Source organism: Mucilaginibacter sp. Mucisp73 (genome assembly GCF_059491465.1).
On record NZ_CP168507.1, the window covers coordinates 5,327,356 to 5,353,208 of the forward strand.

General features: G+C 41.7%; 22 protein-coding genes. 10 read left to right on the plus strand and 12 right to left on the minus strand.

Annotated features, from left to right (window positions below; genetic code table 11):
- Positions 1–624 carry a class I SAM-dependent methyltransferase gene (locus tag ACEN82_RS21945; protein WP_413322517.1) on the plus strand — a complete coding sequence of 208 codons (624 nt, stop codon included), beginning with the start codon at positions 1–3 and terminating at the stop codon, positions 622–624.
- A 225-nt stretch (positions 625–849) separates the two neighbouring features.
- Here ACEN82_RS21945 and ACEN82_RS21950 read toward each other — a convergent pair whose 3' ends face one another.
- The 3 genes from ACEN82_RS21950 to ACEN82_RS21960 are packed head-to-tail and all read right to left on the minus strand — an operon-like array spanning position 850 to position 5,061.
- Positions 850–1,542, minus strand: a complete 693-nt coding sequence (locus ACEN82_RS21950; protein WP_090530416.1) for a response regulator transcription factor — start codon at positions 1,540–1,542, stop codon at positions 850–852.
- A gap of 3 nt (positions 1,543–1,545) precedes the next feature.
- Positions 1,546–3,192 (minus strand): sensor histidine kinase, encoded by a 1,647-nt coding sequence (locus tag ACEN82_RS21955; protein ID WP_413322518.1) that lies wholly within the window; start codon positions 3,190–3,192, stop codon positions 1,546–1,548.
- Positions 3,193–3,198: 6 nt separating this feature from the next.
- On the minus strand, positions 3,199–5,061 hold the full coding sequence (locus tag ACEN82_RS21960; protein ID WP_413322519.1) for a S9 family peptidase: 1,863 nt from the start codon (positions 5,059–5,061) through the stop codon (positions 3,199–3,201).
- Positions 5,062–5,245: 184 nt separating this feature from the next.
- Between ACEN82_RS21960 and ACEN82_RS21965 the strand changes: the two genes are divergently transcribed.
- The gene (locus ACEN82_RS21965) at positions 5,246–7,054 is read left to right on the plus strand and encodes a tetratricopeptide repeat protein (protein WP_413322520.1); all 1,809 of its coding nucleotides are present in this window, start codon (positions 5,246–5,248) and stop codon (positions 7,052–7,054) included.
- Positions 7,055–7,176: 122 nt separating this feature from the next.
- On the plus strand, positions 7,177–7,479 hold the full coding sequence (locus ACEN82_RS21970) for a DUF4286 family protein (protein ID WP_090530427.1): 303 nt from the start codon (positions 7,177–7,179) through the stop codon (positions 7,477–7,479).
- Between the two features lie 177 nt (positions 7,480–7,656).
- On the opposite strand, the gene ACEN82_RS21975 is transcribed toward ACEN82_RS21970, so the two are convergent.
- The 4 genes from ACEN82_RS21975 to ACEN82_RS21990 form a co-directional block, all read right to left on the minus strand.
- Entirely contained in the window at positions 7,657–8,106 is a 450-nt protein-coding gene (locus tag ACEN82_RS21975) for a hypothetical protein (RefSeq protein ID WP_413322521.1), read from the minus strand.
- 225 nt (positions 8,107–8,331) lie between these two features.
- The gene (locus tag ACEN82_RS21980) at positions 8,332–8,826 is read right to left on the minus strand and encodes a molybdopterin-dependent oxidoreductase (RefSeq protein ID WP_413322522.1); all 495 of its coding nucleotides are present in this window, start codon (positions 8,824–8,826) and stop codon (positions 8,332–8,334) included.
- A 170-nt stretch (positions 8,827–8,996) separates the two neighbouring features.
- Positions 8,997–9,332, minus strand: coding sequence for a winged helix-turn-helix domain-containing protein (locus tag ACEN82_RS21985; RefSeq protein WP_413322523.1), 336 nt, complete (start codon positions 9,330–9,332; stop codon positions 8,997–8,999).
- A gap of 47 nt (positions 9,333–9,379) precedes the next feature.
- Positions 9,380–9,892: a YdeI/OmpD-associated family protein gene (locus ACEN82_RS21990; RefSeq protein WP_413322524.1), complete on the minus strand. Its 513-nt coding sequence runs from the start codon at positions 9,890–9,892 to the stop codon at positions 9,380–9,382.
- Between the two features lie 173 nt (positions 9,893–10,065).
- On the opposite strand from ACEN82_RS21990, the gene ACEN82_RS21995 reads away from it, so the two are divergent.
- Entirely contained in the window at positions 10,066–10,494 is a 429-nt protein-coding gene (locus ACEN82_RS21995; protein WP_413322525.1) for a nuclear transport factor 2 family protein, read from the plus strand.
- 250 nt (positions 10,495–10,744) lie between these two features.
- Here the strand turns inward: ACEN82_RS21995 and ACEN82_RS22000 are convergent, their stop codons facing one another.
- The 4 genes from ACEN82_RS22000 to ACEN82_RS22015 all read right to left on the minus strand — a co-directional run bounded on the left by ACEN82_RS22000 (position 10,745) and on the right by ACEN82_RS22015 (position 14,939).
- Entirely contained in the window at positions 10,745–11,404 is a 660-nt protein-coding gene (locus tag ACEN82_RS22000; RefSeq protein WP_413322526.1) for a GDSL-type esterase/lipase family protein, read from the minus strand.
- On the minus strand, positions 11,404–11,895 hold the full coding sequence (locus ACEN82_RS22005; RefSeq protein ID WP_413322527.1) for a cytidine deaminase: 492 nt from the start codon (positions 11,893–11,895) through the stop codon (positions 11,404–11,406). Before ACEN82_RS22005 ends, ACEN82_RS22000 begins: the two co-directional genes overlap by 1 nt.
- A 168-nt stretch (positions 11,896–12,063) precedes the next feature.
- Positions 12,064–13,962, minus strand: coding sequence for a DNA topoisomerase IV subunit B (locus tag ACEN82_RS22010; protein WP_413322528.1), 1,899 nt, complete (start codon positions 13,960–13,962; stop codon positions 12,064–12,066).
- A 272-nt stretch (positions 13,963–14,234) separates the two neighbouring features.
- Positions 14,235–14,939, minus strand: a complete 705-nt coding sequence (locus tag ACEN82_RS22015) for a hypothetical protein (protein ID WP_413322529.1) — start codon at positions 14,937–14,939, stop codon at positions 14,235–14,237.
- Between the two features lie 295 nt (positions 14,940–15,234).
- Between ACEN82_RS22015 and ACEN82_RS22020 the strand changes: the two genes are divergently transcribed.
- Positions 15,235–17,973: a DNA gyrase/topoisomerase IV subunit A gene (locus ACEN82_RS22020; RefSeq protein WP_413322530.1), complete on the plus strand. Its 2,739-nt coding sequence runs from the start codon at positions 15,235–15,237 to the stop codon at positions 17,971–17,973.
- Between the two features lie 173 nt (positions 17,974–18,146).
- Positions 18,147–18,908 carry a hypothetical protein gene (locus tag ACEN82_RS22025; protein WP_373615188.1) on the plus strand — a complete coding sequence of 254 codons (762 nt, stop codon included), beginning with the start codon at positions 18,147–18,149 and terminating at the stop codon, positions 18,906–18,908.
- A gap of 212 nt (positions 18,909–19,120) precedes the next feature.
- On the opposite strand, the gene ACEN82_RS22030 is transcribed toward ACEN82_RS22025, so the two are convergent.
- Positions 19,121–20,128, minus strand: coding sequence for an IS110 family RNA-guided transposase (locus tag ACEN82_RS22030; RefSeq protein ID WP_495644001.1), 1,008 nt, complete (start codon positions 20,126–20,128; stop codon positions 19,121–19,123).
- Positions 20,129–20,637: 509 nt separating this feature from the next.
- On the opposite strand from ACEN82_RS22030, the gene groES reads away from it, so the two are divergent.
- From groES to ACEN82_RS22050, 4 genes are all read left to right on the plus strand, one after another.
- Positions 20,638–20,913 (plus strand): co-chaperone GroES, encoded by a 276-nt coding sequence (groES, locus tag ACEN82_RS22035; RefSeq protein ID WP_090530466.1) that lies wholly within the window; start codon positions 20,638–20,640, stop codon positions 20,911–20,913.
- Positions 20,914–21,058: 145 nt separating this feature from the next.
- Entirely contained in the window at positions 21,059–22,690 is a 1,632-nt protein-coding gene (gene groL / locus ACEN82_RS22040; protein WP_413322152.1) for a chaperonin GroEL, read from the plus strand.
- A 366-nt stretch (positions 22,691–23,056) separates the two neighbouring features.
- Entirely contained in the window at positions 23,057–23,848 is a 792-nt protein-coding gene (locus tag ACEN82_RS22045) for a mechanosensitive ion channel family protein (RefSeq protein WP_090530472.1), read from the plus strand.
- Between the two features lie 179 nt (positions 23,849–24,027).
- Entirely contained in the window at positions 24,028–25,653 is a 1,626-nt protein-coding gene (locus ACEN82_RS22050; RefSeq protein ID WP_413322153.1) for an NADP-dependent glyceraldehyde-3-phosphate dehydrogenase, read from the plus strand.
- The last annotated feature ends 200 nt before the right edge of the window (positions 25,654–25,853 follow it).

Sequence of the window (25,853 nt, forward strand, 5' to 3'; positions counted from 1 at the left end):
ATGGCTGCCAATTATAACAACTCGGCATGGTTTTATGATCGGCTTTCAAGAATAGTTTACGGCAAAGCTTTGATAAACGCGCAGGTTTATTTATTAGGCTTTATTCCGCTAAAAAGTAAAATACTCATAGCAGGCGGCGGCACAGGCTGGATCCTGGAAGAGCTTACCAAAATACATCCATCAGGCTTAGATATTACCTATGTGGAGATCTCAGCTAATATGACTGCACTCTCGCAAAAGAGGCAAACTGGCCAAAACACAGTGACTTTTATTAATGATGCTGTTGAAAACGTAAAGCTCATTGCCAATTTTGACGTTATAATCACCCCCTTTTTGTTCGATAATTTCGTGGATAAAACGGTTGATAATGTTTTTAACCATTTGCACAACCTGCTCAAAACCGGTGGTTTGTGGCTTAATGCTGATTTTCAACTTACCGGTCGTTGGTGGCAAAATTTACTACTCAGAAGCATGTTTGTTTTTTTCAGGTTGCTTTGCGGGATAGAAGCCAGCAGGTTACCGGCTATTGAAAAGCGCTTTGACGCTGAAGGATATAGTGTAATTGATGATAAAACATTTTTTGGAGATTTTATTGTGGCCAAGGTGTACAAGAAGACTGTATAAGATGATCGCTGTAACGAACGAAGCCGTTGAAGACTTGCGAAGTTTTAAAAACTTCGCAAGTCTGGGTTCTACAACTTGTTATGAACAAGAGGAACGATGAAGCATTGCATGTTATACAGCGCTGCTCTATTTCCGTACGGTTGCCGAGCTTCGCTCTCAACCACAAATTTTTAAGGGCTCATTTACAGAACTGCAAACAGCCTACTTAAAACTGCAAACTGAAAATTACTGGTTATAAACAAACTTATATCCTATCCCCCTTACAGTTTGTAGGTACTGCGGCGAATCGGCATTGGTTTCTATTTTTTTACGTAAGCGAACGATGTGCATATCCAGGGTGCGGGTATTTACATCGGCGTTATAACCCCAAACCTCCATCATTAGCTCCTCGCGGTTGATAACCTTGTTTTTGTTTTTGAGAAAATAAAGCAGGATCCTGTTTTCGAGGATAGTTAGCTCTATCTTACGGCCATCGCGGATAAGCAGGTGCGTGTTAGGCAGGTGCTCCATGTTGGCAAAACGGTACGATTCGGGCTTTTCGCTGTTAAGAGAAAACTTGATCTTGTTTTCAATCAGGGCCACCAATACGTCCATGTTATATGGTTTGGTGATATAGTCAGATACCCCAAAGTTATAGGCTTCTATCTTGTCAACATCCTGGGCCTTAGCGGTCATCATAATGATGAGTTTATCGAACCCTTTTTCGCGGATATTGCCGCAAACTTCCGAGCCCGGTTTGCCGGGCAGCATCCAGTCTAACAGTACAATATCAGGCTGCTCGGCCAATATCATGGTTTCGGCTTCATTGCCATTACCGGCTTCCAGTACCTTGTACCCCTCTGATTGCAAACGCTCTGAAACCAGGAAACGCAGGTTCTCGTCATCTTCAACCAGCGCAATTTTAATTTCTTTGTTCATATCTTAATTTTCGTATGGAAGCGTAACTATAAATTCCGAACCTTCGTTAACCTTACTGTAAACAGTTATATCACCGTTCATAAAATTAACCAGTTCTTTACAAAATGCCAAACCCAGGCCAACGCTCCCGTTTTGATTGTATTGGTTTTCTATTCTGTAAAACTTCTTAAAAACATTATTCAGTTCATTTTTTGGTATCCCTATCCCCTTATCAGCAAACGAAAACACAATATTGCGCTTTTCCTGTGAAATATTGATGAACAACTCCTTTTGCTGAGGGTGCGAATACTTGTATGCATTTTCAATAAGGTTTTGAAAAACACTCCCTAATAATACAGGATCAGTATAAAAAGTTTCAACCCTGTTGATTTTAAATTTAATATTAAAATCAGCGTACTTTATTTTAAAGGTATCAATATACCGGCTAATAAAGCTCTCTATATCAATTTCTTCCTCTTTTAAAGTAATGGATTTATTTTCAATCTGCGTAAAGGAAAGCAGCTTGTTCATGAGCTCATTGAGCTTATCAGCTTCCTCATCCAATATTTTGCCATAATGACGGCGCTGCCTTTCGGTAAGTTCGCCATCGCCACGCAAATTTGAACCGGCTATTTTGATTACACTTACCGGTGTTTTAAACTCGTGGGTAAAGTTGTTGATAAAATCATACTGAAGCTTGAACAGTTTCATATTCACGTTCAGGTTACGGTATATAAGCCAGCCTATCAGCATTAAAAACAGGGTCATTAATAATACAATAGCTCCGATAGGCATAAAGCGGCGGTTAATTTCGGCAGTTAAATAACCCTGCGCCGAGCTAAAGAAGAGCTTATAATCAGAAAAAGCCACTGGTAATGACACCTCGGTTATCAGTTTATCGCCCTCACTGTCAATAGGGTCATATACTACGGGTTGAATAGATACATTTTCGTACAGCTCGGGATGCGTATTTTTCACCTTGATCAGGTACGGGTCGAGGTAAAAGGTCATCATGTTTTGCTTGTATGAAGCCCCTTTGCTGTTACCCAACATTTGCATGTCACGATAGATACGTACATCCTCGCGCCTGAGAACATTGGTATAACTGATCTTGTCGGGTTTCACATCCCAAAAAGCTTTAAAAAGTTCATCCTGACTTGATACGCGTGATGTATCTGAAAAGGCTATATAATTACTTAATTTAATAGCCATCTCTCTGAAATCATCTTCATTGACTGTTCTCCGCTGCTCGGCCCCGTACACCTTGTCATTAACGTGCCAATACTGATAAACCGCCTTAGCAGCTATGTTCAAATTATTTTTACGTACGGTCATCGTAGTTTTGCCGCCAATGAGGGCATCATAAAAGATAACCCGGCGCACAAAATTATAATCATGAAAAACAGAGGCCGCATATTTACCTGCCGACGCTGAATCAAGGAAACCCTGGTATGAAGTTATTTCGGGAATTTTATTCTGAAAAAAGTCATAATAAGGTTTAATGGTTTGTTCCAGTACCTCAACCTTTTTTGAGGAAAACTCATTTTCAACATACTTGGCGGTGAGATTATAAGATATAAACAGGGCTACCACAAAAGTTATGGAAATGAACACCAGGAAAATGGTGATCAGCGTAAAGTTTTGCCGGTAAGCGTTTTTCTGTAATGCCATGTCGGCTTATGGTTTAACCCGCATATTCTTATCCAAAAACTTCTCTATTTCGGCATACATTTCCATACGGTTATGTTCGCTCCTGAAATATGCACGTTCATTGGGTTTTAAAAAATATTTCACATCAACGTTACGTTTACGCAGCTCGCGTACAAACTGGTTAAGCTCGCTGATATTAGCCCGCTGATCTTTGGCACCCTGGAATATGATTAAAGGTACCTTAATTTTATCGGTATGAAAAACCGGCGATATGGCCCGCAACTGATCTGCGTCAGTTTCGGGGTTGCCAACCATTTCGTAAGTCATTTTTAAATAAGGCTTAACAAACGGCGGTGCATCTTTGATATAGGTGAAAAAGTTAATAAGGCCGTATTGTACCACCGCACAACTATATAACTCGGGATGAAAAGACACACCATAAAGCGCTGAAAAGCCGCCAAAACGCCCGCCAAAAATGGCAATCTTTTTAGGGTTTGCAACTTTAGTATCAATAAGCCAGCGTACCCCATCGGTAATATCGTCCTGAATTTTGCCGCCTACCTGTTTATATCCCGCACTTCGAAAGGCCTTGCCATAGCCTGTTGATCCGCGGTAATTAACCTGGAACACGGCATACCCACGATTGGCTAAAAACTGCACCTGGTCATCATATCCCCAGGTATCGCGTCCCCACGGGCCGTCGTGCGGCATAACTACTACAGGGTAGTTTTCATTTTTATCGCCCCTTGGTAAGGTTAAATAACCATTAATCAGCAAGCCATCGCGCGCATGGTATGATATAGGTTTCATGGCGCATAATTCGGCAGGTGCAAGGCTTGAGTTAATATCGCTTAGCTTGGTTAACCTGCCATTGTTTTTTTCAAAAAGATAGTATGAACCGGGATTACGGTCGGTGTAAGTGTTGAGGATAAATTTATTCTCAGAGCTGTCGCGGTCAACCACCCTGATCTCATTACCCTTAAGCTGTTGCTGAATGGTTTGATACATCTGCTCAACATCAGGTGCCAGAAAATGCTTACGCGGCATTGATTCGTCCCAGCCGGTAAACTCTATCCGGTGTTTATTTTTTGAATATTCAAAACTGGTGATATCCGCTTTGCTGCAACTAAAAATTGTCCTTTCTTCCTTGCCATTCTCCGCATTAATCTCAACCAGGGCCATCTTATCGCGGTTTACGTTTGATAGCGCATAGAAATAATTTTTTATACCTGTAAAAGCTATAGGCCTTACTGCATTCTTAAAATTATTTTCGATTATAGGCTTAAAGGGCTTATCCTCATCGGCGCGGAATAAGATGGTTTCGTTAACCCCGTCTGATGCCCTTTCAAGCCTGATCCTGCCGTCGGCATCTGCAAACCACTCAGTAATATTACCCGGGTTAAGCAGGTAAGTCTTCATTTCGCCGGTTTTTACGTTGAGGCGGTACACGTCAAAGTTACCGGGGTCGCGCTCATTGGTTTTAATGGTGATGATATCTGGCTGCTGCCGGTTACGGTTAACCAGGCCTATCCTCACATTACCGAGCGATAATATAATACGGCTTTTATCGGTAGCCACATCAAAGGCATACATCTTAACCGAATCGGTAGCTATAAGATCCTGCGAAAAAACAAGCTGGTTATTATAAGTCCAGAAATAATCCCCTCTGATTGAATAGTCTTCAAATTGGGTAACCATCCGCTCTTTACCATCGGCTAATGACTGTATAAATATGTTTTGCTTATCTTTAAATGGCTTAAGGTATGAAACATATTTACCATCGGGCGAAATTCGGTAAAAGCTCCTTTCGGGTGTTTTAAAAAAGTCAATAATAGGTATTTGCCTTACTTTACTCCTGTTGCAGGAAAAGAAGACGACAATGCAACTCACAATAAGAAAAAATCTGACCCGGCTCAACATAGCTACAAATACCCCATTTTATTCACGTACTCAAATTAGATAAATAAGTTCGATGTTATCAAGATGTCACTACAATTTTACCCTTATATACCGTTATATAAATAATATGTCAAACCGGCTTAAGCAATCCTATTAATTGATTATTTTTGAACAGATGAGGGCTTTATATATTGTTATTATTATTGCTTTTTGCTTTAGCGGCAGGCTGCTTGCACAGGACAATGAACTGCTGCTGGCCAGGCAATACAATGCTAACGGCGAACCGCAAAAAGCACTCGAAATTTATCAAAAGTTATACAAGCAAAACAACGAGAATTACTATAGCGTATACGTAAATACATTGCTCAACCTTAAAAAATTTGATGAAGCCGAAAGCATCACCAAAAAACTGATCCGCCGCCATCCTGATGATCGCCAGTATGCTATAATGCTGGGTAACATTTACACGCAGGAAGGCAATATGGCCAAAGCTGACGCTATTTATGACGACCTGATCAAAAGCCTCCCGGCCGACCAGGGTGAAATAGCCGCCCTGGCATCCCAATTTTACCAAAGCGCTAATATTGATTATGCAATCAAAATTTTTCAGCAAGGACGGAAACTGCTTAAAAATGATAACATATTTACTTATGAGCTTATTAACCTTTACCGTTTTAAGCGCGACAAAATATCCCTCACCGACGAATACCTGAACTTTTTACCTCAAAACCCCAATTTTATAAACCAGGCCGAAAATGCTTTTTCAAATGTATACGAGGGTAGCGCTGATTATGATATGCTTAAAACAGCTTTACTGAGGCGCATCCAAAAAGATCCGCAGCAAACCATTTATGCCGATCTGCTTACCTGGCAATACCTGCAGCAAAAAGAATTTGATCTGGCCCTTAACCAGGCACTTGCCTTAAGTCGCCGGCAAAATGACGATGGTAACAGCATCTATGACCTCTGCCGTACCTTCATCGCCAATGAGGCTTATGACGAAGCCATCCGCGGATATGAATACATTATCAGCAAAGGGAAAACAACCTCCTTATACATCCCCTCAAAGATTGAGCTGATCAACACCAAAAACCTGAAAGTAACATCGGGCAAATACCTGCCCGAAGATTTGCTTGGACTTGAAAAGGATTATAACGACCTGCTCACCGAATTTGGCCGTAACAGCAGCACCGCTTTTGCCATGCAAAAACTGGCCAACCTGCAAGCCTTTAAGCTTCACAAACTTAAGGACGCCCAAAAACTGCTGGAAGAAGCTACCAGGCTAAATGATATCAGGCCAAACCTGTTAGCCGATTGCAAGCTTGATTTAGGCGATATTTACCTGCTTAACAACCAACCCTGGGAAGCCACGCTGCTTTACAGCCAGGTTGAGAAAGATTTCCCGGCTACTGCCATTGGGCAGGATGCTTTATTCAGAAACGCGAAAATGGCTTATTATACCGGAGATTTCACCTGGGCAAAGGGACAGTTGGATGTGCTGAAAGTTTCCACATCGCAATTAATAGCAAATGATGCACTTAACCTATTGCTGCTGATCCAGGATAATCTTGCTGCCGATAGCAGCGGGTCGGCGCTTAAAGTGTACGCCCGGGCCGATTTGCAGATTTTTGCCCAAAATCCCGAAAAGGCAGTAATGATATTAGACAGTATTGGCAAAAAGTTCCCGAATAATGCTTTAGATGATGATATCATGATGTCAAAATCTCGCATTCTGATCCAGCAGAAGGATTATGCCGGAGCGGTACCTTTATTAAAGAAAATTGTTGAAGAGCACCCCGCCGATCTCTGGGCTGATGATGCCGTATTTATGTTAGGCGACATTTATGAAAACAGGTTGAACGATAAAACCACTGCCAGGAACTACTACCAAAAAATCATAACTGATTATCCCGGCAGCCTCTGGATCAACGAAGCCCGCAAACGTTTCAGAGTATTAAGGGGCGATAAACCGGATGCGTCCTGATAGGACATTGTTTCATTGCGTCATTAGGTTATTACTTAGCAAACGGACTTTACTTTTATGCCTGACCAATGACATAATGACCAAATGATTTAATGACTGATCTAAAATGATTATTTTTGAAAATGATTGTATACAACGATACCATAATAATTGACGAAACCATTCATGACGAATGGCTTAACTATATCAAAACCATCCATATTCCGGCTATCATGGCTACCGGGCATTTCAGTTCGTACCGCATCCTGACTGTTATTGATTCGCCAAACGAAGGGGTTACCTACTGTATTCAATACAATGCTGATAGCATTGAGCATTTTCAGCAGTTTTACATGAACCACCTGCACAAATTTCAAGCTACCCACCAGGAAAAATTTAACGAAAAGTTTGTGATGTTTAATACCCTGATGGAAGAAGTGGAGTAAGTTAACCGAGCCAGGGTATACAACACGGGAGTTGCGTACCTCTGGCACGCTGAAAATCTGTTCATTTCATTTTCTACAAACCTTTAGCACCTCTGGTGCTGGCTCGCTGTTCAGAGATTATATATACCCTACGATATAGTTTGATAGTTCATGATCTATTAAGAAACTCTCATGCTCCTATTCTTCAAGAGCACCAGGTATCATTAAAAGAATCAAAAATATGGCTGCCAGTGTCACAATTAGACAAATCAGACCGGCAAGCAACGCACGCCATATAGTAAAAGTTTTACCTCCAGCAGCAAAATGTTCCTTCATTTGTTCGCCCTGAAACTTTTGTACAAGCAGGAAAGTCCCCCAGGCATAAGCCAATGGAAATATAAATCTTGGAAACCGCTCTGTATTTGAAGTAATAACAGCCAGGCCAATAATTGCGATCAATGCGACAACGGCAATTATCCAGGTTGTGGTTGATTTATCTTTCTGATTAAACGCTTTGTAGTTCTGAGATACCAAATACCCCGCGGCTAATGGCCCGAATATAAATGTTGCTACCCTGATTGAGTTAAGGGTGTATATTTTAGGTTTCTCTTCTTCGAGTTGTTCTACAGCCTGGCTATATGGAATCATGAAAGGTTTAAATTAATTAACGAACTAAGATAGCATTCAGCAGCAATTTATCTGTAACATTCCTGCATAATTATTATGGGCTAAATATTTCAATACTTTCACCGTTAGCTATTGCAAGCTGTTTAATTTTGTGATTGAATACAATTTGCGCCAATTCATTTTTGTTCACGATACTTGAACGCTGCCTATGTTCCATCTAAACAGAATGAATTAACAAAGCAAGATTTACTTCGCAAACATCACCTTCATAGCAGTTACCTGTTTTATACAACGTGCAGGCTTTTTTTCGTCCTGAACAATAATTCGGAACGGACCATCAGCCGGAGCCAGCGGCTGGCCATCAACTTTATCGGCAAGGATAATGGTACGATCGGTAAAACCTTTGTCCAGTTCGGTAAGGGTAAAAAGTACCTGGTAGCCGTCACTGGCTTCAACTAAAAGATACTTGACCAGGTTTTTACCATGTAAGTCGGCGTCCAGGGTAACACCTGCTTTAGTCAGTATTTCGGATACAATTACGCCCGAATAGATGCGGACTTTTCCGTCCCTGTCCTTACGGGTAACTGTGGTTTGCTTGTATTGCTGCAACTCGGCAGGGCCAATGGATAGTGGATTTGTTACCTCTCCGGTTACATTTACTACTGACTCTTTAGTTGCGGTTTGGGCATGGGTTGCTAAACCGACAATCAGTAAAAACAATACAAGGGTATATTTTTTCATGGCTGATGTTAGTTATTTGTTGATTGCTGTAGATCTGCAAAACGTTTATATCATATAGCGATTTCGTTATATTTTAAAAAACACAACGCAAAAATGCAGAATAGGATCGACAAATCAATCCACCACGAATACCGTTTTTTAATTTTCAATACTAAACCCAGAAAAAACTTTTACTTTTTGCTATTACTTTCTAAAAATTGAGAGAATTTTTGCTGCAGATCTTTAAACTCCCCGATAATTTCCAGCCCAAATGGTGTAAGCAAGGCTACTCCACCACCCTTTCCCCCTCTTTTTGAAATTACCAGCGGCTGCTTAAAACCGTCGTTCATGTGGTTAACTAAATCCCAGGCCTGCTTGTATGACATTTTCATTTGCAGCGCGGCCTGCCTGATGGAGCCGGAGGCATGGATCCGCTCAAGTAACTCGACCCGGCCATGGCCAAGTACTTTTTCCTCGTCCATTTCTATCCAGATGCGACCGTTAAGTTTAAATGAAGGGATTTCCATTAATAATTATTAATCATCAAATTTATTACAGCTGATACACTACACAGTTACTCCCTTGCTTTTTTTTGCGCGCGCAGCATTTGCCCGTAATCCATACGGCGCACCATGGCGTTAACGGTTTGTGCTATACGGTTAGCGCGGGTAACTTCGGTTTTGGCACTCTCAATCCATTTTATAAAATATCCCCGGTGGCTTCCGGTCAAGCTATTGAAAAACTCGCCGCCTTCAGGTTCATATTCAAAGCACTCCAGCAAGTCACCCGGAACGATGTATTTAAAATCATCATCGGGCTCAAGACGCACCCGGAGCATGGCCCCGCGATGTTTATGGATTGCTTTACAGATTTCCCGGCGCAGGGCCATGATAAAATTCCCTTCGCCCATTGGCATCAGGGCCATACCACGCACCTCAAACTCATCCAGTTTACCCTTTACACGGAACGATTTTTTATTTCCGGGTTTCATTTCCTGCGCCACATCGGCGGGAATTTCGATGTAGGTCCATCCGGTTTTTTCGCCCTGTTCGGCAAACTGTAAAATAATGGTATTAAAATCAACCATAAGTATTATTTAATAGCATATTGTTATCATCATCACTAAAAAATATGCGAAAATGTTAAATGTTTGTTAAATCGTCATATTTAGTTGTAGAGGCTGTAACGTAATGCATGGTAGCGATGTCTTATGAGTATAAAAACAATTTAAAAGTTAAAAACCTAAAAAACAACAACAATATGAAAACCTTAAAATCAATCATGCTTGGCTTAGCCTTATTAGTAATAGGCACTGCAGCAAAAGCAACAAATAAAATTGAAGGCGATAATTTAACCAAAAACTACGCCATCAACACTTATATAGATGCCATGACCCGCGGCAAAATACAGGGCTTTAACGAAGTGGTAGATCAATCGGCAAAATTCAGCATGTTACGCGGTACTAAAGTATTAAGTTTTACCAAAACTGAAGTAGTTGACTTGTTAAAAGCCAATAAAAATACCGAGCAGGATTGCATTACCAGCACTTCAATTGTTGAAAGCAATAATGACCTTGCTGTAGTAAAAGTTGATATGAAATACAGCACTTTTACCCGCAGCAACTATGTAACCGTTACTAACACCGGCAGCGGCTGGAAAATTACAAACGTGTACAGCGTTTTTAAATAAGTAAGTTTTAGTTTAGTGTTTAATATGTAAGTAGGTAAAGGCCCCGTTGGTGCGGGGCCTTTTTTATTAGCCCCCGTCAGGGAAATCGCGTTTTAAATAATTCGAACTGTTTTACTAAAAAACATACTGAAAAATTTTCACACAAATGCTTTCCGAGCTATCCACAATTAATCGAATTACACGAATTGAGTCAATTTAAGATTCGTGTAATTCGATTAATACGTAAAAATTAGTGTGGAAATTTTTTATTTTATTTCACCAGTGGATCAAGTACTTTTTGCCATTTGTCATAACCTTTACTATTTAAGTGCAGATAGTCGTCATTAAACAAGCTTGAATCGGGCTGAGTAGTACCCGGTTTATAAATAGACGGCACCAGGTCGACATAATAACTTTTTGGTTTTCCTTTAAGGTAATTTTTTACCAGCTCATTAGCCGCGTAAACTACATCATAATATTTCGCCCTCACCGGACTCGGCTTTATTGACATAAAATACACCTCAGCATTTGGCAATTTCTCATGGATCAACTCCCACAGTTTTGCAAATGAAGCTACTACAGCCTGTGCCGATTTACCGGCTGAAATATCGTTTTCACCTGCATAAACAAAAATTTTGCGCGGCTTATAAGGAAACAGGATATACGGCGTGTAGTAATCAGCTATCTGCGATAATTCACAACCGCCTACCCCTCTTCTGATGATTGGCTTACCAGCAAAACGTTGCTCCAGATCAGTCCACATACGGATAGATGAACTGCCGATAAATAAAATACCACCTGGTTTTGGAAAGCTCAGGCTATCCTCGTGTTTAAATGCCCTGATCTCATTATCAAACGGGAAGCCCTGTTGCGCCGATACACCGGCGCTGAATGCAATACCGATGAAGAGTAAAAAAAACTTCAGTTTCATTATGGAGTAGCTATACGTTCTTCAAAAAATAAAAACGGCAATTGGTTTTCAATGCCTTTGATGATCCAAACCGGTCCATCTTCGGCATGCAATATAATTTTTATTGATTGATTTTGCTGCTTTTCGCATTCAGCTAATACCTGTAAACATGATCCGCAAGAGGTAATTGGTTTTACAATAGGAAAATCATCCGAATGTGCGGTTACCGCCATAGCCTCAATAGGATCGTCGGGATGGTTGGCGCCCCAGTTAAACAATGCTACACGTTCGGCACATAAACCTGATGGATAGGCAACATTTTCCTGGTTACTGCCATAAATAATTCTACCGCTTTGCAAACGAAGTGCCGCGCCAACACGGAATTTGGAATATGGAGAATGGGAATTTTTTAACGCTTTCTGTGCTTCAAGGCACAGTTGCCTGTCGGCTTTATCAAGATCGGCCAGTGACTCATATTCGTCAAAGGCTATTTTAATTTCGTGACTTATCATATATTATCAACCGATGTTAAAAAATCGGGGGAAACAAGATAAGGAAATTTTTCAATAAGAACCCTGATTTTTAGGATTATTTGATTTCCATGATAAAAAACTGCCTGATTAAAGTATCCTCATATGTTAAGCAACTCAAGGAAATCCTCCAATCAGGCAAATCAAGGTTTATACTGCCACCTGCAACTCTTCCTCAGTCTCAGTTTCTTTAGCTATTGTTGGGTTGATGGTTTCATCATCCTTTTCAACCCGCAGGTTATTAACGATATGCATTTGACGGGCTGGAGTGTTTTTGCCCATAAAATATTCAAGAAGTGCCTTAACGTTGGCATCTCTTAATATTACCGGGTCAAGCCGCATGTCTTTACCAATAAACAAACCAAATTCTTCGGGCGAGATCTCACCTAAACCTTTAAAGCGGGTGATCTCGGGTTTATTACCCAATTTAGCTATGGCGTTGCGGCGTTCCTCATCGCTGTAACAATAAATGGTTTCCTTTTTATTTCGTACGCGAAATAACGGTGTTTGCAATATGGAAACGTGACCGGCCTTTACCAGATCAGGGAAAAACTGCAGAAAAAAGGTCATCAACAACAAGCGGATGTGCATACCGTCCACATCGGCATCGGTAGCTATCACAATGTTATTGTAACGCAAAGCATCAAGGCCGTCCTCAATATTCAGTGCATGCTGAAGCAGGTTAAATTCTTCGTTTTCGTAAACTACCTTTTTGGTTAGGCCAAAGCAGTTAAGGGGTTTACCTTTTAAGCTGAACACAGCCTGGGTCATCACATCACGCGATTTAGTGATAGAACCACTGGCCGAGTCACCTTCGGTAATGAACAACGTTGTATCTTGTTTACGTTCGTGCGTATCGTCAAAATGCACTTTGCAATCGCGCAGTTTACGGTTATGCAATGATGCTTTTTTTGCACGCTCGTTGGCCAGTTTTTTAATACCGGCAATATCCTTACGCTCCCGTTCTGATTGCAGGATCCTTTTTAGCAAGCCATCAGCCGCTTCTGCGTTTTTATGCAGATAATTATCAAGCTCCTTTTTAACAAAATCGTTAATAAAGCCACGTACAGACGGACCATCCGGACCAACATTCTGCGAACCCAGCTTGGTTTTGGTTTGCGATTCAAAAACCGGCTCCTGAACTTTTATGGCAATAGCCGCAACAATTGAAGCCCTGATATCCGCAGCATCAAACTCTTTTTTATAAAACTCGCGTACGGTTCTTACTACCGCCTCGCGGAAGGCGGCCTGGTGCGTACCGCCCTGAGTAGTGTTTTGACCGTTAACAAATGAGTAATATTCCTCGCCGTATTGCTGACCGTGGGTCATGGCTATCTCAATGTCTTCGCCTTTAAGGTGGATAATTGGGTACCGTAAAGTTTCAGCATCCGTATTACGGGTAAGCAGGTCATACAGGCCGCGCTCCGAAAAATACTTTTGATTGTTAAAATTGATAGTAAGGCCCGCGTTCAGGAACACGTAGTTCCAGATCATACTTTCTACAAACTCCGGGATAAACCGGTAATGCCTGAAAATAGTATCATCGGGTATAAAATTGATAGCGGTACCATTACGCTGGGTGGTATCTTTTTCACTCTCATCACGAATCAGTTCACCTTTGGCAAACTCGGCCAGTTTGGTGCGACCGTCACGATATGATTGCACTGTAAATGAGTTGGAAAGTGCGTTAACCGCTTTGGTACCCACCCCATTTAAACCTACCGATTTTTGAAAGGCCTTGCTATCGTATTTACCGCCTGTATTTATTTTGGATACACAGTCGATCACTTTACCCAAAGGGATACCGCGGCCATAGTCGCGCACCGATACCTTATGGTCGCTCATGTTCACTTCAATGGTACGGCCCGATCCCATTACAAACTCGTCTATCGAGTTATCAATGATCTCTTTAAGCAGTACGTATACACCATCGTCATAAGCAGAGCCATCGCCCAGTTTACCAATATACATACCGGGGCGTAAACGAATGTGCTCCTTCCAATCAAGGGAGCGGATACTATCTTCACTATAATTAACTGGTTCTGCCATGTATATAAAGTAGAAAATTAAACAGCGTAAAATACGCCTAACTGCAAAAATAAAACTTCCCGCCTGAATTAACGGAGGGCAAATATCAACTTATCAACATTGGGGAATTGGGAACCCTTAGAAAAAAGAGAGGGTTGTGTGATTTCCTCTTGAGAGGGGCGGAGGGGTGTGTTTCTATTTTGATAAACTAATCGAATACACACCCCTGCCATTACTCGTTTCCATCCCGCCCCCTCTCAAGAGGGGAACTTTGCTTAGTATGACACTGAGGACTACGGCTTAAACTTCAAACAATTACTTGCCCTGTCCACATTTTTAAAAAACTCGGGGCCTTTATCATTAGTAAAACAAACAGCCATAATGGTGCCGGTATGGTTACGCTGTAATGCGATAAGCAGCGCGTATTTATAATGCTTGGTAGCAGGCAAATCGAGCAGGTTTAACAGGTATGACTTACCGGCATCAGCTTTATATCTCTTTAAAACGTTAACCGGTATGCTCCGCATAAAGTTATCCCTTTCGCCGGTAAAGGCTATGGCGTGCGCCCTGCTCATGTTTATATATATCGAATCGGGATTTTCGGTTTCCCGGTCAATATCATATTGCCCCTGCTCATAACTGGTATAATTCTGTTTCTGGGATTTTACCTGGAACCATACTTCAAAATCCTGCCCCGGCAACTGCAACGCATAATCAAATGAAAAATCCTCATCATTGGGAGCGGGAATCTCTTTAAACCCCCTGGGTGGGGTATAAATTACATTGGCCTGAGCCAAAAGCTTGGTAAATTCTTTAAACTGATCTGTACTTGCTGTTTTGGGCTTTGTGTAGCCAGGCTTAACCTTCGCAGTTGTATGTTTCTTGTTATTTTGGGCATATAACGGCCTTGGACTTATCTGAGCTGTGCTTTTTGTAAAGCACAACAACGACAAAGCCATAAGCAATAAGGGCCGGGTTAACTTCAAAATAGTTTTCATTTAAGGGGCAACCAGGAAAAAACCTGGGTAAAGCACCATAGGTAAATATATAAACAAATTAATTAATCAACACCCTCACGCATTCAAATAACCGCTATGCTTTAACGACAATATCAATCAATTATTTGTTACATTAATAATTAATACGGACGTGATTGGTAATTGTTGCAAACCTACCTAAACGTAACAATTTTGTTATAAACCAATATTAACAAGACATTAAAATGTAGTTCACTTCATCTGCACATCAACACATAATCCGTATCTTTACCAATCCAAAAGTTTTTATTGAATAATGAGTGAAGATCTGCATCAAAACGATACACCAAACCCTAATGAAGAAAAACTCCACACCGTTGCCTCACTCGATGGGTTATATGAAAATTGGTTTCTTGATTATGCATCCTATGTAATTCTCGACCGGGCTGTTCCCCATATCAACGATGGTTTAAAACCCGTACAACGCCGCATCCTGCATTCGTTGAAAGAAATGGACGACGGGCGTTTTAACAAAGCCGCCAATGTTATAGGTAACACTATGAAATATCACCCCCATGGTGACGCTTCTATTGGTGATGCCATGGTGCAGATTGGTCAAAAAAACCTGCTGATTGATTGCCAGGGTAACTGGGGCGACCCGGTAACCGGCGACTCGGCTGCGGCCCCCCGTTATATTGAAGCGCGCTTATCAAAATTTGCGCTTGATGTTGTTTTTAACCCGGATACAACCGTTTGGCAGGCCAGCTATGACGGCCGTAACAAAGAGCCTATTACTCTGCCGGTAAAGTTCCCCTTGCTGCTTGCACAGGGAGCCGAAGGTATTGCGGTAGGTTTGGCTACCAAAATCTTACCTCATAACTTTATTGAGTTAATTGATGCTTCCATAGCCGTATTAAAAGGTGAACGCCCTAACCTCATGCCGGATTTTCCGACAGGAGGCATGGCCGATACTTCTTTATACAACGAAGGGCAGCGCGGCGGCAAGGTGCGGGTAAGGGCTAAAATTGTTGAGCGCGATAAAAAAACACTCGCTATTACCGAAATACCTTTTACCACCACTACCGGCAGCCTGATAGATAGTGTGATCTCGGCCAATGACAAGGGTAAGATCAAGATCAAAAAAATTGAGGATAATACCGCTAAGGATGTAGAGATCATCATTCATCTGGCACCAGGCATATCTCCCGATGTAACCATCGACGCCCTTTACGCTTTTACCGATTGCGAGGTATCCATATCGCCAAACACCTGCGTAATACAGGATGATAAGCCGCGCTTCATGAGCGTGAACGATATGCTTACCGAAAGCACATTCTTCACCAAAGACCTGCTCAAACAGGAGTTGGAGATCAGGCTGAAAGATTTAATGGAGAAGATCTTCTTCAGTTCATTACTTAAGATCTTTATCCAGGAAGGGATGTATAAAAATCCCGAGTACGAAAACTCGGGCAATTTTGAAGTGGTGTTGGAAGTGTTGAACCGCTTGTTTGAGCCTTTCTTTCCGCAGTTTTACCGCACCATACAGCCCGAAGATTATAAAAAGCTGATAGATAAACCTATGAGCAGCATCACCCGCTTTGATGTTAAGAAAGCGGACGAGCAAATGAAAACGCTCGAAAATGAGATAAAACAGGTAAAACATCACCTGAAACACCTTACCGAGTATACTATTGCCTGGTTCGAAAAACTGAAGGATAAATATGGTAAGGACAGAGAGCGCAAAACCGAACTGCGCACCTTTGATAAGGTTGAAGCCGCACAGGTAGCATTGGCTAATATCAAGCTATATGTTAACAGGGCCGACGGCTTTATTGGATCTGGCCTGAAGAAAGATGACTCGGTTGAATACGTTGGCGATTGCTCAGACATTGACGAGATCATTGTTTTTAGGGGCGATGGACGCTGTATGATTACCAAAGTGCAGGACAAGGTTTTTGTGGGCAAGGACATCATTCACGTTGCAGTGTTTAAAAAGAATGACGAACGAACCGTTTATAATATGATATATAAAGACGGCGAAAGCGGCATCAGTTATATCAAACGATTCTCGGTAGTGGGTGTAACCCGCGATAAGGAATATGACCTTACCAAAGGTACCAAAGGTTCAAAAGTATTATACTTTACCGCTAACCCTAACGGCGAGGCCGAGGTGGTGAACGTACAGCTTAAACCTCATTCTAAACTTAAAAAACTACAGTTTGATGAGGATTTCGCATCTATAGCTATCAAAGGCCGCGGTTCGATGGGTAATATCATTACCAAATACCCGGTTAAAAAAATCATACTGAAAAGCAAGGGTGTGTCAACGCTGGCCGGACGTAAGATCTGGTATGATGATATCCTAAAGCGCCTGAACGCAGATGGCCGCGGCAAATACCTGGGCGAATTTGATGGTGACGACCGCATTCTCACCGTGCTCAGCAATGGCGTTTATGAATTAAGCAGTTTTGATCTTAACAACCACTTTGATGATAAGATGATCCTTATCGAAAAGTATGAGCCGCAGGCAGTGTTCTCGATAGTACACATTGAAGGCAAATCCAAAAACTATCTTGTTAAGCGTTTCTCTTTTGAAAACATAGCCGTTGGTAAGCAGGTAAGCCTGATCAGTGAAGAAGCCGGATCAAAAATGGTATTGATCGGTCACACCGCGCCGGTAATCAGCATGACACACCTGAAAGGCAAAGATCAAACACCTGAAACCCTCGAACTGAATTTAGCAGATGTTATTGATGTAAAAGGAATGAAAGCCATGGGCAACCGCCTTTCACAACATCCGGTAAAATCAGTCGAACTGATAAGTGATGGCATTAACCAGGCAACGGAAACTGCCGAAACCGACATTAACGAAGAAGCTACTCTTGCATCAACAGATACAAATGAAGATGAGCCTGTAGTTTCTCAGGAAGACGGGCCGGCAACACCAGCCAATCAATCTGAAGAGTCGCCAAAGCCACCTAAAAAGATCGATTTTGAGATCACTAACCCCGACGATATCGACATGGATGACCAGGGACAATTAGGGCTATTTTAACATACAGCCACCGGCAACAATAACCGGTGGCTTTTATTTATCTGCCGATTAATCCCGTTTATCCAATACTCAAACAATTAGCAAAAAAATCATTTTACAGCTATAAATGCCCTTGTTTACAGGTACATTTTCATTATTTTTGATTATTACTAAATCTTATATCATAAACAGGCATGTACTTCGGCGGTGGCAATTATTATTATATTATATTGATATTAGAGGCATTTTGTATCATTCACAGTCTACGGCGCGGTACCCAGCAAAAATGGCTTTGGATCCTTATAGTAATACCTTTATTCGGATGTTTGTATTATATCTACAGCGAGATCCTGTCCAATCGCGGTATCCGTGCACCCAAAATAAACGTTGAGGCAGTAATCAACCCCGGGGCCAAAATTAAACGCCTCGAAGATGAAGTTAGGTTTACCGATACGTTTGCCAACCGTGTAAAATTGGCAGATGCCTACCTGGAAGCCGGGCTTACCGATAAAGCCCTCGAGAGCTATAAGAACAGCCTTACCGGCGCCTTTGCCGAAAACGAACATGTAATGGGGCAACTTATTGTAGCATACTTTGAAAAAGGAATGTACAACGAGGTTATTCCTATCGCTAAAAAGCTTTATAAACTACCACAGTTCGCACGCTCAAAAGCGCACATCCTATATGCCAAATCGCTTGAGCTTACTTACCAGGAAGAGCAGGCTGAGAATGAGTTTAAACTAATGAAGGGCCGTTACTCCTACTTTGAGCCCCGTTATGAATATGGCATGTTCCTTACCCGTGCCGGCCGGGAGGACGATGCCTGGCAAATTTTTACCGATATGCTCAATGAACAATCGCAGTTAAGCCCGGTTGAACGTAAAAGCAATAAAGTGTGGTTTGCCAAGGCGAAGGATGAAGTGAAGAAGTTATCAGCGGCGAGGAAAACGGCGTAAGACTCGTTCAGATACAACATTCTTTCTTAATCGCTCCCGACCAATAAAAACTGATTGTCATTTCGACGAACAAGTGAGGGAATACGTGTGGGAGTGAGGAGAAATCTTATACGCCTTGTATAAATCATACATTATCGCTCTGCAAAGCCTAAAAGATTTCTCTTTCGCCCTACCGCGCACTCCTCCCTCCCTGCTCTATCGATTTCTATGATTTAAGCAACTAATTTTTGATAATTTTTTTCGTAAGGTCTGTTTTGGTTGACGCAGGCGAAAAGGCGTAATATGAGTTTGTTCCTAACTGCATTAATGACACTCATTTTATTCTTTTTCTCCTGCAATACCTTACGTTCGTAAAAGCGTTTTAGATCTTGGTTATGCTGTATGGCAACTATAGCGGCAAGATGTAGGAGCGTTTTGACTTTTTTGTTGGCCATATGCGATACCCTTGCCTTTTTAATAAGCTTACCGGAGTCATCTGTAAACGGTGCTACGCCTGAATAGCAAGCGAACTTTTTAGGGTCGCTAATATCCTTGAATTCATTGGTAGTAACAATGACCTGTACGGCGGTTACTTTGCCAATGCCACTTACTGAAGTTGCCAGTTTGAATATCCGGGTTAATTCTTTGTCCGCTTTAATAATTTCCTCAATAGCCCGCTCTGTCCTGGCTATGTCCCCTTCGATCGCCTTTAAGGAATGGCTACAGGCTTGTATGTTCTGCTTGCTGGTTTTGCTGGTACTAAAAGATACATGCTCTTTTAGTGGCACTTTCAACTGTTTTTTAACAGTTATTAACCGTAACCGGGTAGCTGCAAGATGGGCAAGTTGCTGCACAGCTTCGCGCTTAGGCTCCCATAAACGCAGTCCTTCCCGCTCCTTATAAGCATACCAGGCGATGCGCATGGCATCTACCTTGTCATTCTTGCCCCGGATATTCCCTAATGAGTTCTTGATCTGGGTAGCTGCTTCTAAGCAAATGTGTGCCTTCTTTTTATGTAGGCAAGCCAAAGCATGGTTGTTATAAATACCAGTATGCTCCATGCAGAAAATAGCTTTGCTTAGGCTGAACCCAAGAAGCTTTCCCAACTCCTTGAGAAATGTATTGATTGCTGCCGGAGCGTTAGCAATTTCCTGGTGGAATAAAAACCGGCTGCCTTGCTGGACAGCAAAGTCCAATTCGTTTTTGGACACATCGATGCCAATGAAAAATTCAAATTCCATATCTTTACCCTGTTTATGTTAGTAAACAGTTAACATGTTTTAAACTACATCAATTCCTTACTAATGAGCCTCGTAAACTCTAATTTCTATTTGATGCCACAGTTTAAAACAAGCGGTAAAGGAGTAAATCGAACGATAGGCCTACAAGCCTGGAAATGACAATAATGCGCCTTTACCGCTGTTAACTTTATCCACAAAATCTAAGGTTATTAACAAAGAAAAAGAAGCAAAAAGAAAGCTTCAACAATAATAATAACCCTTATTATTTTGTTGAAGCTAATCTAAAGGAAATGACATTTTTTTTTAAGCATCATCCCCCTCCGTCATCCCTAAGTCATACTGACAACCTGACACCATCGGGTTAAAAAATTGTTAAGCTGCAAAACGCAAATAACCTTTTGCTGACATTAAAACAGTTTAGCCTGTCAATACTTGCCATAATACCCGCTTGGCATAATTGATGTTGCATATCGGGCTGAAAAACTTAAATAAAATAAACAGTTATAACTATGTCATTAAACATTAAACCGATCGGCGATAGGGTTGTAGTGGAAGCTGCAGCAGCCGAAGAGAAAACCGCTTCAGGTATCTTCATTCCTGATACTGCCAAAGAAAAACCTCAACGTGGAACCATCGTTGCTGTTGGACAGGGAAAAGTTGATGAGCCTTTAACCGTACAAGTTGGTGACCAGGTTTTATATGGTAAATATGCAGGTACTGAAATTACCTATGAAGGTAAAGAGTACTTAATTATGCGTGAATCAGACATATACGCAGTACTGTAATAATAGACGTGAGACATTAGATATAAGATTTGAGATAAAATAACCTCAAATACTTATGTCAAAACCTAAAAAATTAAATTGATTTGAATTTTGGACTGAGCTTATCTCATGTCTCAAATCTCAAATCTCAAATCTTAAAAACATCATGGCAAAACAAGTTAAATACAATGTTGAAGCACGCGACGCCCTGAAACGCGGTGTTGATATCCTTGCTAACGCAGTAAAAGTAACCTTAGGCCCTAAAGGCCGTAACGTAATCATCGACAAAAAATTTGGCTCACCGGCCATCACTAAAGACGGTGTTACTGTTGCTAAAGAAATTGAATTAAAAGACGCCCTTGAAAACATGGGCGCACAAATGGTTAAAGAAGTTGCTTCTAAAACTGCCGATATTGCAGGTGATGGTACTACTACTGCTACCGTTTTAGCTCAGGCTATCGTAACGGCAGGTATTAAAAACGTAGCTGCCGGTGCAAACCCAATGGATTTGAAACGCGGTATCGACAAAGCTGTTGCTTCTGTTGTTGAAAACCTGAAATCACAGTCACAAACTGTTGGTGAAGACAACAACAAAATCAAACAAGTTGCTTCTATTTCTGCAAATAACGACGAGGTTATCGGTTCGTTAATTGCTGAAGCAATGGAAAAAGTTGGTAAAGACGGTGTTATTACTGTTGAAGAGGCAAAAGGCACTGAAACTGAAGTTAAAACTGTAGAAGGTATGCAGTTTGACCGTGGTTACCTTTCTCCTTACTTCGTAACCAATGCTGATAAAATGGAAGCTGAACTGGAAAATCCTTACATCCTGATCTACGATAAAAAGATCTCTTCGATGAAGGAATTGCTTCCTATCCTTGAAAAACAAGTACAAACCGGCAAACCATTATTGATCATTGCTGAAGATCTTGACGGTGAAGCTTTAGCTACTTTGGTAGTTAACAAAATCCGTGGTTCCCTGAAAGTTGCTGCTGTTAAAGCTCCGGGCTTTGGCGACCGTCGTAAGGCTATGTTAGAGGATATCGCTATCCTTACCGGTGGTACTTTGATCTCTGAAGAAAGAGGTTACAAATTAGAAAACGCTGATCTTAGCTACTTAGGTACTGCTGAGAAAATCGTTATCGACAAAGATAATACTACTATCATCAATGGTTCAGGTTCTGCAGAAGAGATCAAAGGCCGCGTAAGCCAGATCAAATCACAGATAGAATCAACAACTTCTGATTATGACCGCGAAAAATTGCAAGAGCGCTTAGCTAAATTATCTGGCGGTGTTGCTGTACTTTACGTAGGTGCTGCTACCGAAGTTGAAATGAAAGAGAAAAAAGACCGTGTTGACGATGCTTTACACGCTACACGTGCCGCTGTTGAAGAAGGTATCGTAGCTGGCGGTGGTGTTGCTTTCATCCGTGCAGTAGCTGCTTTAGCTGATCTTAAAGGTGATAACGAAGACGAGAACACTGGTATCCAGATCATCCGTCGCGCTATCGAAGAGCCTTTACGTCAGATCTGCGAAAATGCTGGTATCGAAGGTTCGATCATCGTGCAAAAAGTTAAAGAAGGCACTGCCGACTTTGGTTACAACGCACGTACTGATAAATACGAAAACCTGATTGCTGCAGGTGTTATCGACCCAACTAAAGTAAGCCGCGTAGCTTTAGAAAATGCTGCTTCAATTGCTTCCATGTTGTTAACTACAGAAGTAGTATTGGCTGACGATCCTGAAGATGAAAAAGCTGGCGCTCCACCAATGGGCGGCGGCATGGGCGGCATGATGTAAGAGCCCCCAAGCCCCCTGAAGGGGTGTATAGAAACTTATATACTTTCAAAACCCTGTATGCTTTTGTATACAGGGTTTTGTGCTTTAAAAGAGGCTGTTATAGTCATCCTAAGGTAATTCAATGGCCATTAATTAATCATTTGATTAATTTTCAACTTCGCCGGGCGTCGTAATACGTAGTTTTGCATAACAAATCTGATACAGCGCCAATCAGGCACAGGATTTGAATAATGCAGCTCATGAAACGTCTATCTCAAAAAACAAAACAAATACAAAGCACCCTGGTTGAGTGGGTGTTGTTTAAGGGCCCCGAGCTCTTCGTTTCCCTGTACAGTTAATAGATAATTATTAACTTTGCGCCCAGTTATGAAACTGGACGAATTTTACACTGAGTTCCACCATTGGCTTATTAACCGCGGCCCTAATTATGTAGGTGGACTAATCATATTTTTTATTGGTTTATGGTTTATTAAGTTTTTGCGTGCAAGGCTTCGCATGCGTATGATGAAGCGTGGCATTCATTCATCACTACAGCCATTTTTTTTAAGCCTAACCATTACAGCTTTATATGTTTTACTCATTATTTGGGTAATGAACATCATAGGGCTGGAAATGAGCATTTTCACCACCATTATCGGCGCCTTTTCAGTAGCAGCCGGTTTGGCTTTGTCTGGCACATTTCAAAATTTTGCAGGGGGTGTGCTGATCCTGTTATTAAAACCTTTTGAAATAGATGACAGCATTGTAGCCCAAGGCCAGGATGGCAGGGTGGTATCTATACAGATGTTTTATACTGTACTTATTACTGCCGATAACAAAACCGTCATTATCCCTAACGGAAAGCTTTTTAATGAAGTTATTGTAAACATAACGCGCGAAGGCCGCCGCCGTCTTGATTTTGAATTGCGGGTAGGCTATAACAATGATATAGAAAAGGCGAAGGCCATCATGACCGGCGTAGTAAATGCCAATAAAGATATCCTTCATGACCCGGCCGCGCGGGTGGGCGTTATCAGCCTGGATAACGATTGTGTAAGGTTTACTATTAATGTTTGGGTTGATCCTGCCGATTTCCTCAATGCTAAAATAAACCTTCAGGAACAAATGCTTAAAGAGCTTGCCGCAGGTGGCGTTAATTTCCCTAAACCAGGATTTTGAAAAGAAGCAGGAAACCGGGAATCAAAGGCTCTTCAAAAGGATAATTCTTTCACGAAGGCGGATCGGATCATCAATAATGCCTTCGGCTATTAAAAATCAGTAAACAATTTATAACACATAAAGCTTGCTTGTTAAAGCAGGCTTTTTTTATCTTAGGGAAATCAAACCCTTGAAAAAATATGAGTTTTAAAACCCAGCTCAGTTCAATTTTTATTGATGAAAATAATATTCCCCCCGAATTCCAAATTGAAGAAGTACACCAGCGCGAGTACCTGAGCGGTGGCGAAATGAAACTATGGAACGGCGAAGTAAGTGAAGTTTACTCACCTGTTGGTTTTTGGGCAGAGGACGGTACTTTTACCCGTAAGCTCATAGGTACCTACCCGGTTTGCACCGAAAAAGAAGCTTTTGAAGCCCTGGATGCCGCCCTTGAAGCCTATGACAATGGCCGCGGCGAATGGCCCACTATGAGCATTGCCGACCGTATTAAATGTATGGAGCGCTTTATTTACAAAATGAGCGAACAACGTACGCTGGTGGTAAAACTGCTGATGTGGGAAATAGGCAAATCATACGCTGATTCGGCTAAAGAATTTGACCGTACTATTGAATACATCAATGCCACTATCGACGCGTTAAAAGATATTGACCGTCAGTCGTCACGCTTTGAAATGGCCGAGGGGCTGGTGGCCCAGATCCGTCGTTCGCCCCTGGGGGTAGTGCTTTGCATGGGGCCGTTTAATTACCCGTTAAACGAAACTTTCACTACGCTGATCCCCGCTCTGATCATGGGGAACACTATTTTATTTAAACCGCCTAAACACGGTACACTGCTGCATTATCCATTGCTGAAAGCCTTCCAGGAATCATTCCCTAAAGGAGTGGTGAACACCATTTATGGCAGGGGCGCAGTGGTAACACCCGGGCTGATGTCATCGGGCAAGGTGAATGTGCTGGCTTTCATTGGCTCAAGCAAAGTAGCAAATGATTTGAAAAAGCGTCACCCTAAAATTAATCGCTTAAGAGCTGTTTTAAGTCTGGACGCCAAGAACGCAGCCATAGTCACCAAACATGCCGACCTGCAGCAGGCTGTGAGCGAGTGTATTTTAGGCTCGCTGTCATTTAACGGCCAGCGTTGTACTGCTATTAAAGTGATATTTGTACATAAAGCCGTTGCCGATGAGTTTTTAAAACTATTAAGCGAGGCGGTTGCCAAACTTAAGTTCGGACTGCCCTGGGAAAAGGATGTAAAACTTACCCCGCTCCCCGAACCTCATAAACCGGCTTACCTTACCGATATTGTAAATGACGCCTTAGCTAACGGCGCAAAAGTGATTAACGAAAACGGAGGTGAAACATCGGCTTCGTTCTTTTTCCCGGCCATAGTTTACCCGGTTAATGAAAACATGAAACTGTACCGCGAAGAGCAATTTGGACCGGTGATCCCAGTAATTCCATTTGAAGATATTGAGGAGCCTATCGCTTACCAGATAGACTCGCCACATGGTATGCAGGTGAGTATTTTCAGTAATGATGCCAGGGAAATTTCGTCACTGATTGATCCCTTTGTGAATTTAGTAAGCCGCGTAAACATTAACAGTCAGTGCCAGCGCGGTCCGGATGTATTTCCGTTCACCGGGCGCAAAGACAGCGCCGAGGGTACACTTTCGGTACATGATGCCTTAAGGTCGTTCTCAATCCGCTCATTAGTTACCACTAAAATGACCGAAACCAACAAAAACATCATCAATGAAATTGTGAATGACAATGATTCCAATTTCCTAAGCACGAAGTTTATATTGTAGGGAACCGTTAGGACGTCATGAGGAGTAGCCCCCAGGACTATCCTGAAAAAGGGCTACAATACATATTACGAATGACAATTAACAACTTACAGTTATACAACTACAACTATAAGACACGAAGCAATCCCGATTTACAGTCGCCCTGTATGGTTTGGAGTTGCTTCGTGTCTGTTTTAAACGTAATCATTGTGATCATGTAA

What these genes read in the sequence shown, in the direction of transcription:
- ACEN82_RS21945 (WP_413322517.1), top strand. Translation starts at nt 1, where the DNA reads ATGGCTGCCAATTATAACAACTCGGCATGGTTTTATGATCGGCTTTCA.
- ACEN82_RS21950 (WP_090530416.1), bottom strand. Translation starts at nt 1,542, where the DNA reads ATGAACAAAGAAATTAAAATTGCGCTGGTTGAAGATGACGAGAACCTG.
- ACEN82_RS21955 (WP_413322518.1), bottom strand. Translation starts at nt 3,192, where the DNA reads ATGGCATTACAGAAAAACGCTTACCGGCAAAACTTTACGCTGATCACC.
- ACEN82_RS21965 (WP_413322520.1), top strand. Translation starts at nt 5,246, where the DNA reads ATGAGGGCTTTATATATTGTTATTATTATTGCTTTTTGCTTTAGCGGC.
- ACEN82_RS21970 (WP_090530427.1), top strand. Translation starts at nt 7,177, where the DNA reads ATGATTGTATACAACGATACCATAATAATTGACGAAACCATTCATGAC.
- ACEN82_RS21975 (WP_413322521.1), bottom strand. Translation starts at nt 8,106, where the DNA reads ATGATTCCATATAGCCAGGCTGTAGAACAACTCGAAGAAGAGAAACCT.
- ACEN82_RS21980 (WP_413322522.1), bottom strand. Translation starts at nt 8,826, where the DNA reads ATGAAAAAATATACCCTTGTATTGTTTTTACTGATTGTCGGTTTAGCA.
- ACEN82_RS21985 (WP_413322523.1), bottom strand. Translation starts at nt 9,332, where the DNA reads ATGGAAATCCCTTCATTTAAACTTAACGGTCGCATCTGGATAGAAATG.
- ACEN82_RS21990 (WP_413322524.1), bottom strand. Translation starts at nt 9,892, where the DNA reads ATGGTTGATTTTAATACCATTATTTTACAGTTTGCCGAACAGGGCGAA.
- ACEN82_RS21995 (WP_413322525.1), top strand. Translation starts at nt 10,066, where the DNA reads ATGAAAACCTTAAAATCAATCATGCTTGGCTTAGCCTTATTAGTAATA.
- ACEN82_RS22000 (WP_413322526.1), bottom strand. Translation starts at nt 11,404, where the DNA reads ATGAAACTGAAGTTTTTTTTACTCTTCATCGGTATTGCATTCAGCGCC.
- ACEN82_RS22005 (WP_413322527.1), bottom strand. Translation starts at nt 11,895, where the DNA reads ATGATAAGTCACGAAATTAAAATAGCCTTTGACGAATATGAGTCACTG.
- ACEN82_RS22010 (WP_413322528.1), bottom strand. Translation starts at nt 13,962, where the DNA reads ATGGCAGAACCAGTTAATTATAGTGAAGATAGTATCCGCTCCCTTGAT.
- ACEN82_RS22015 (WP_413322529.1), bottom strand. Translation starts at nt 14,939, where the DNA reads ATGAAAACTATTTTGAAGTTAACCCGGCCCTTATTGCTTATGGCTTTG.
- ACEN82_RS22020 (WP_413322530.1), top strand. Translation starts at nt 15,235, where the DNA reads ATGAGTGAAGATCTGCATCAAAACGATACACCAAACCCTAATGAAGAA.
- ACEN82_RS22025 (WP_373615188.1), top strand. Translation starts at nt 18,147, where the DNA reads ATGTACTTCGGCGGTGGCAATTATTATTATATTATATTGATATTAGAG.
- ACEN82_RS22030 (WP_495644001.1), bottom strand. Translation starts at nt 20,128, where the DNA reads ATGGAATTTGAATTTTTCATTGGCATCGATGTGTCCAAAAACGAATTG.
- groES (WP_090530466.1), top strand. Translation starts at nt 20,638, where the DNA reads ATGTCATTAAACATTAAACCGATCGGCGATAGGGTTGTAGTGGAAGCT.
- groL (WP_413322152.1), top strand. Translation starts at nt 21,059, where the DNA reads ATGGCAAAACAAGTTAAATACAATGTTGAAGCACGCGACGCCCTGAAA.
- ACEN82_RS22045 (WP_090530472.1), top strand. Translation starts at nt 23,057, where the DNA reads ATGAAACTGGACGAATTTTACACTGAGTTCCACCATTGGCTTATTAAC.
- ACEN82_RS22050 (WP_413322153.1), top strand. Translation starts at nt 24,028, where the DNA reads ATGAGTTTTAAAACCCAGCTCAGTTCAATTTTTATTGATGAAAATAAT.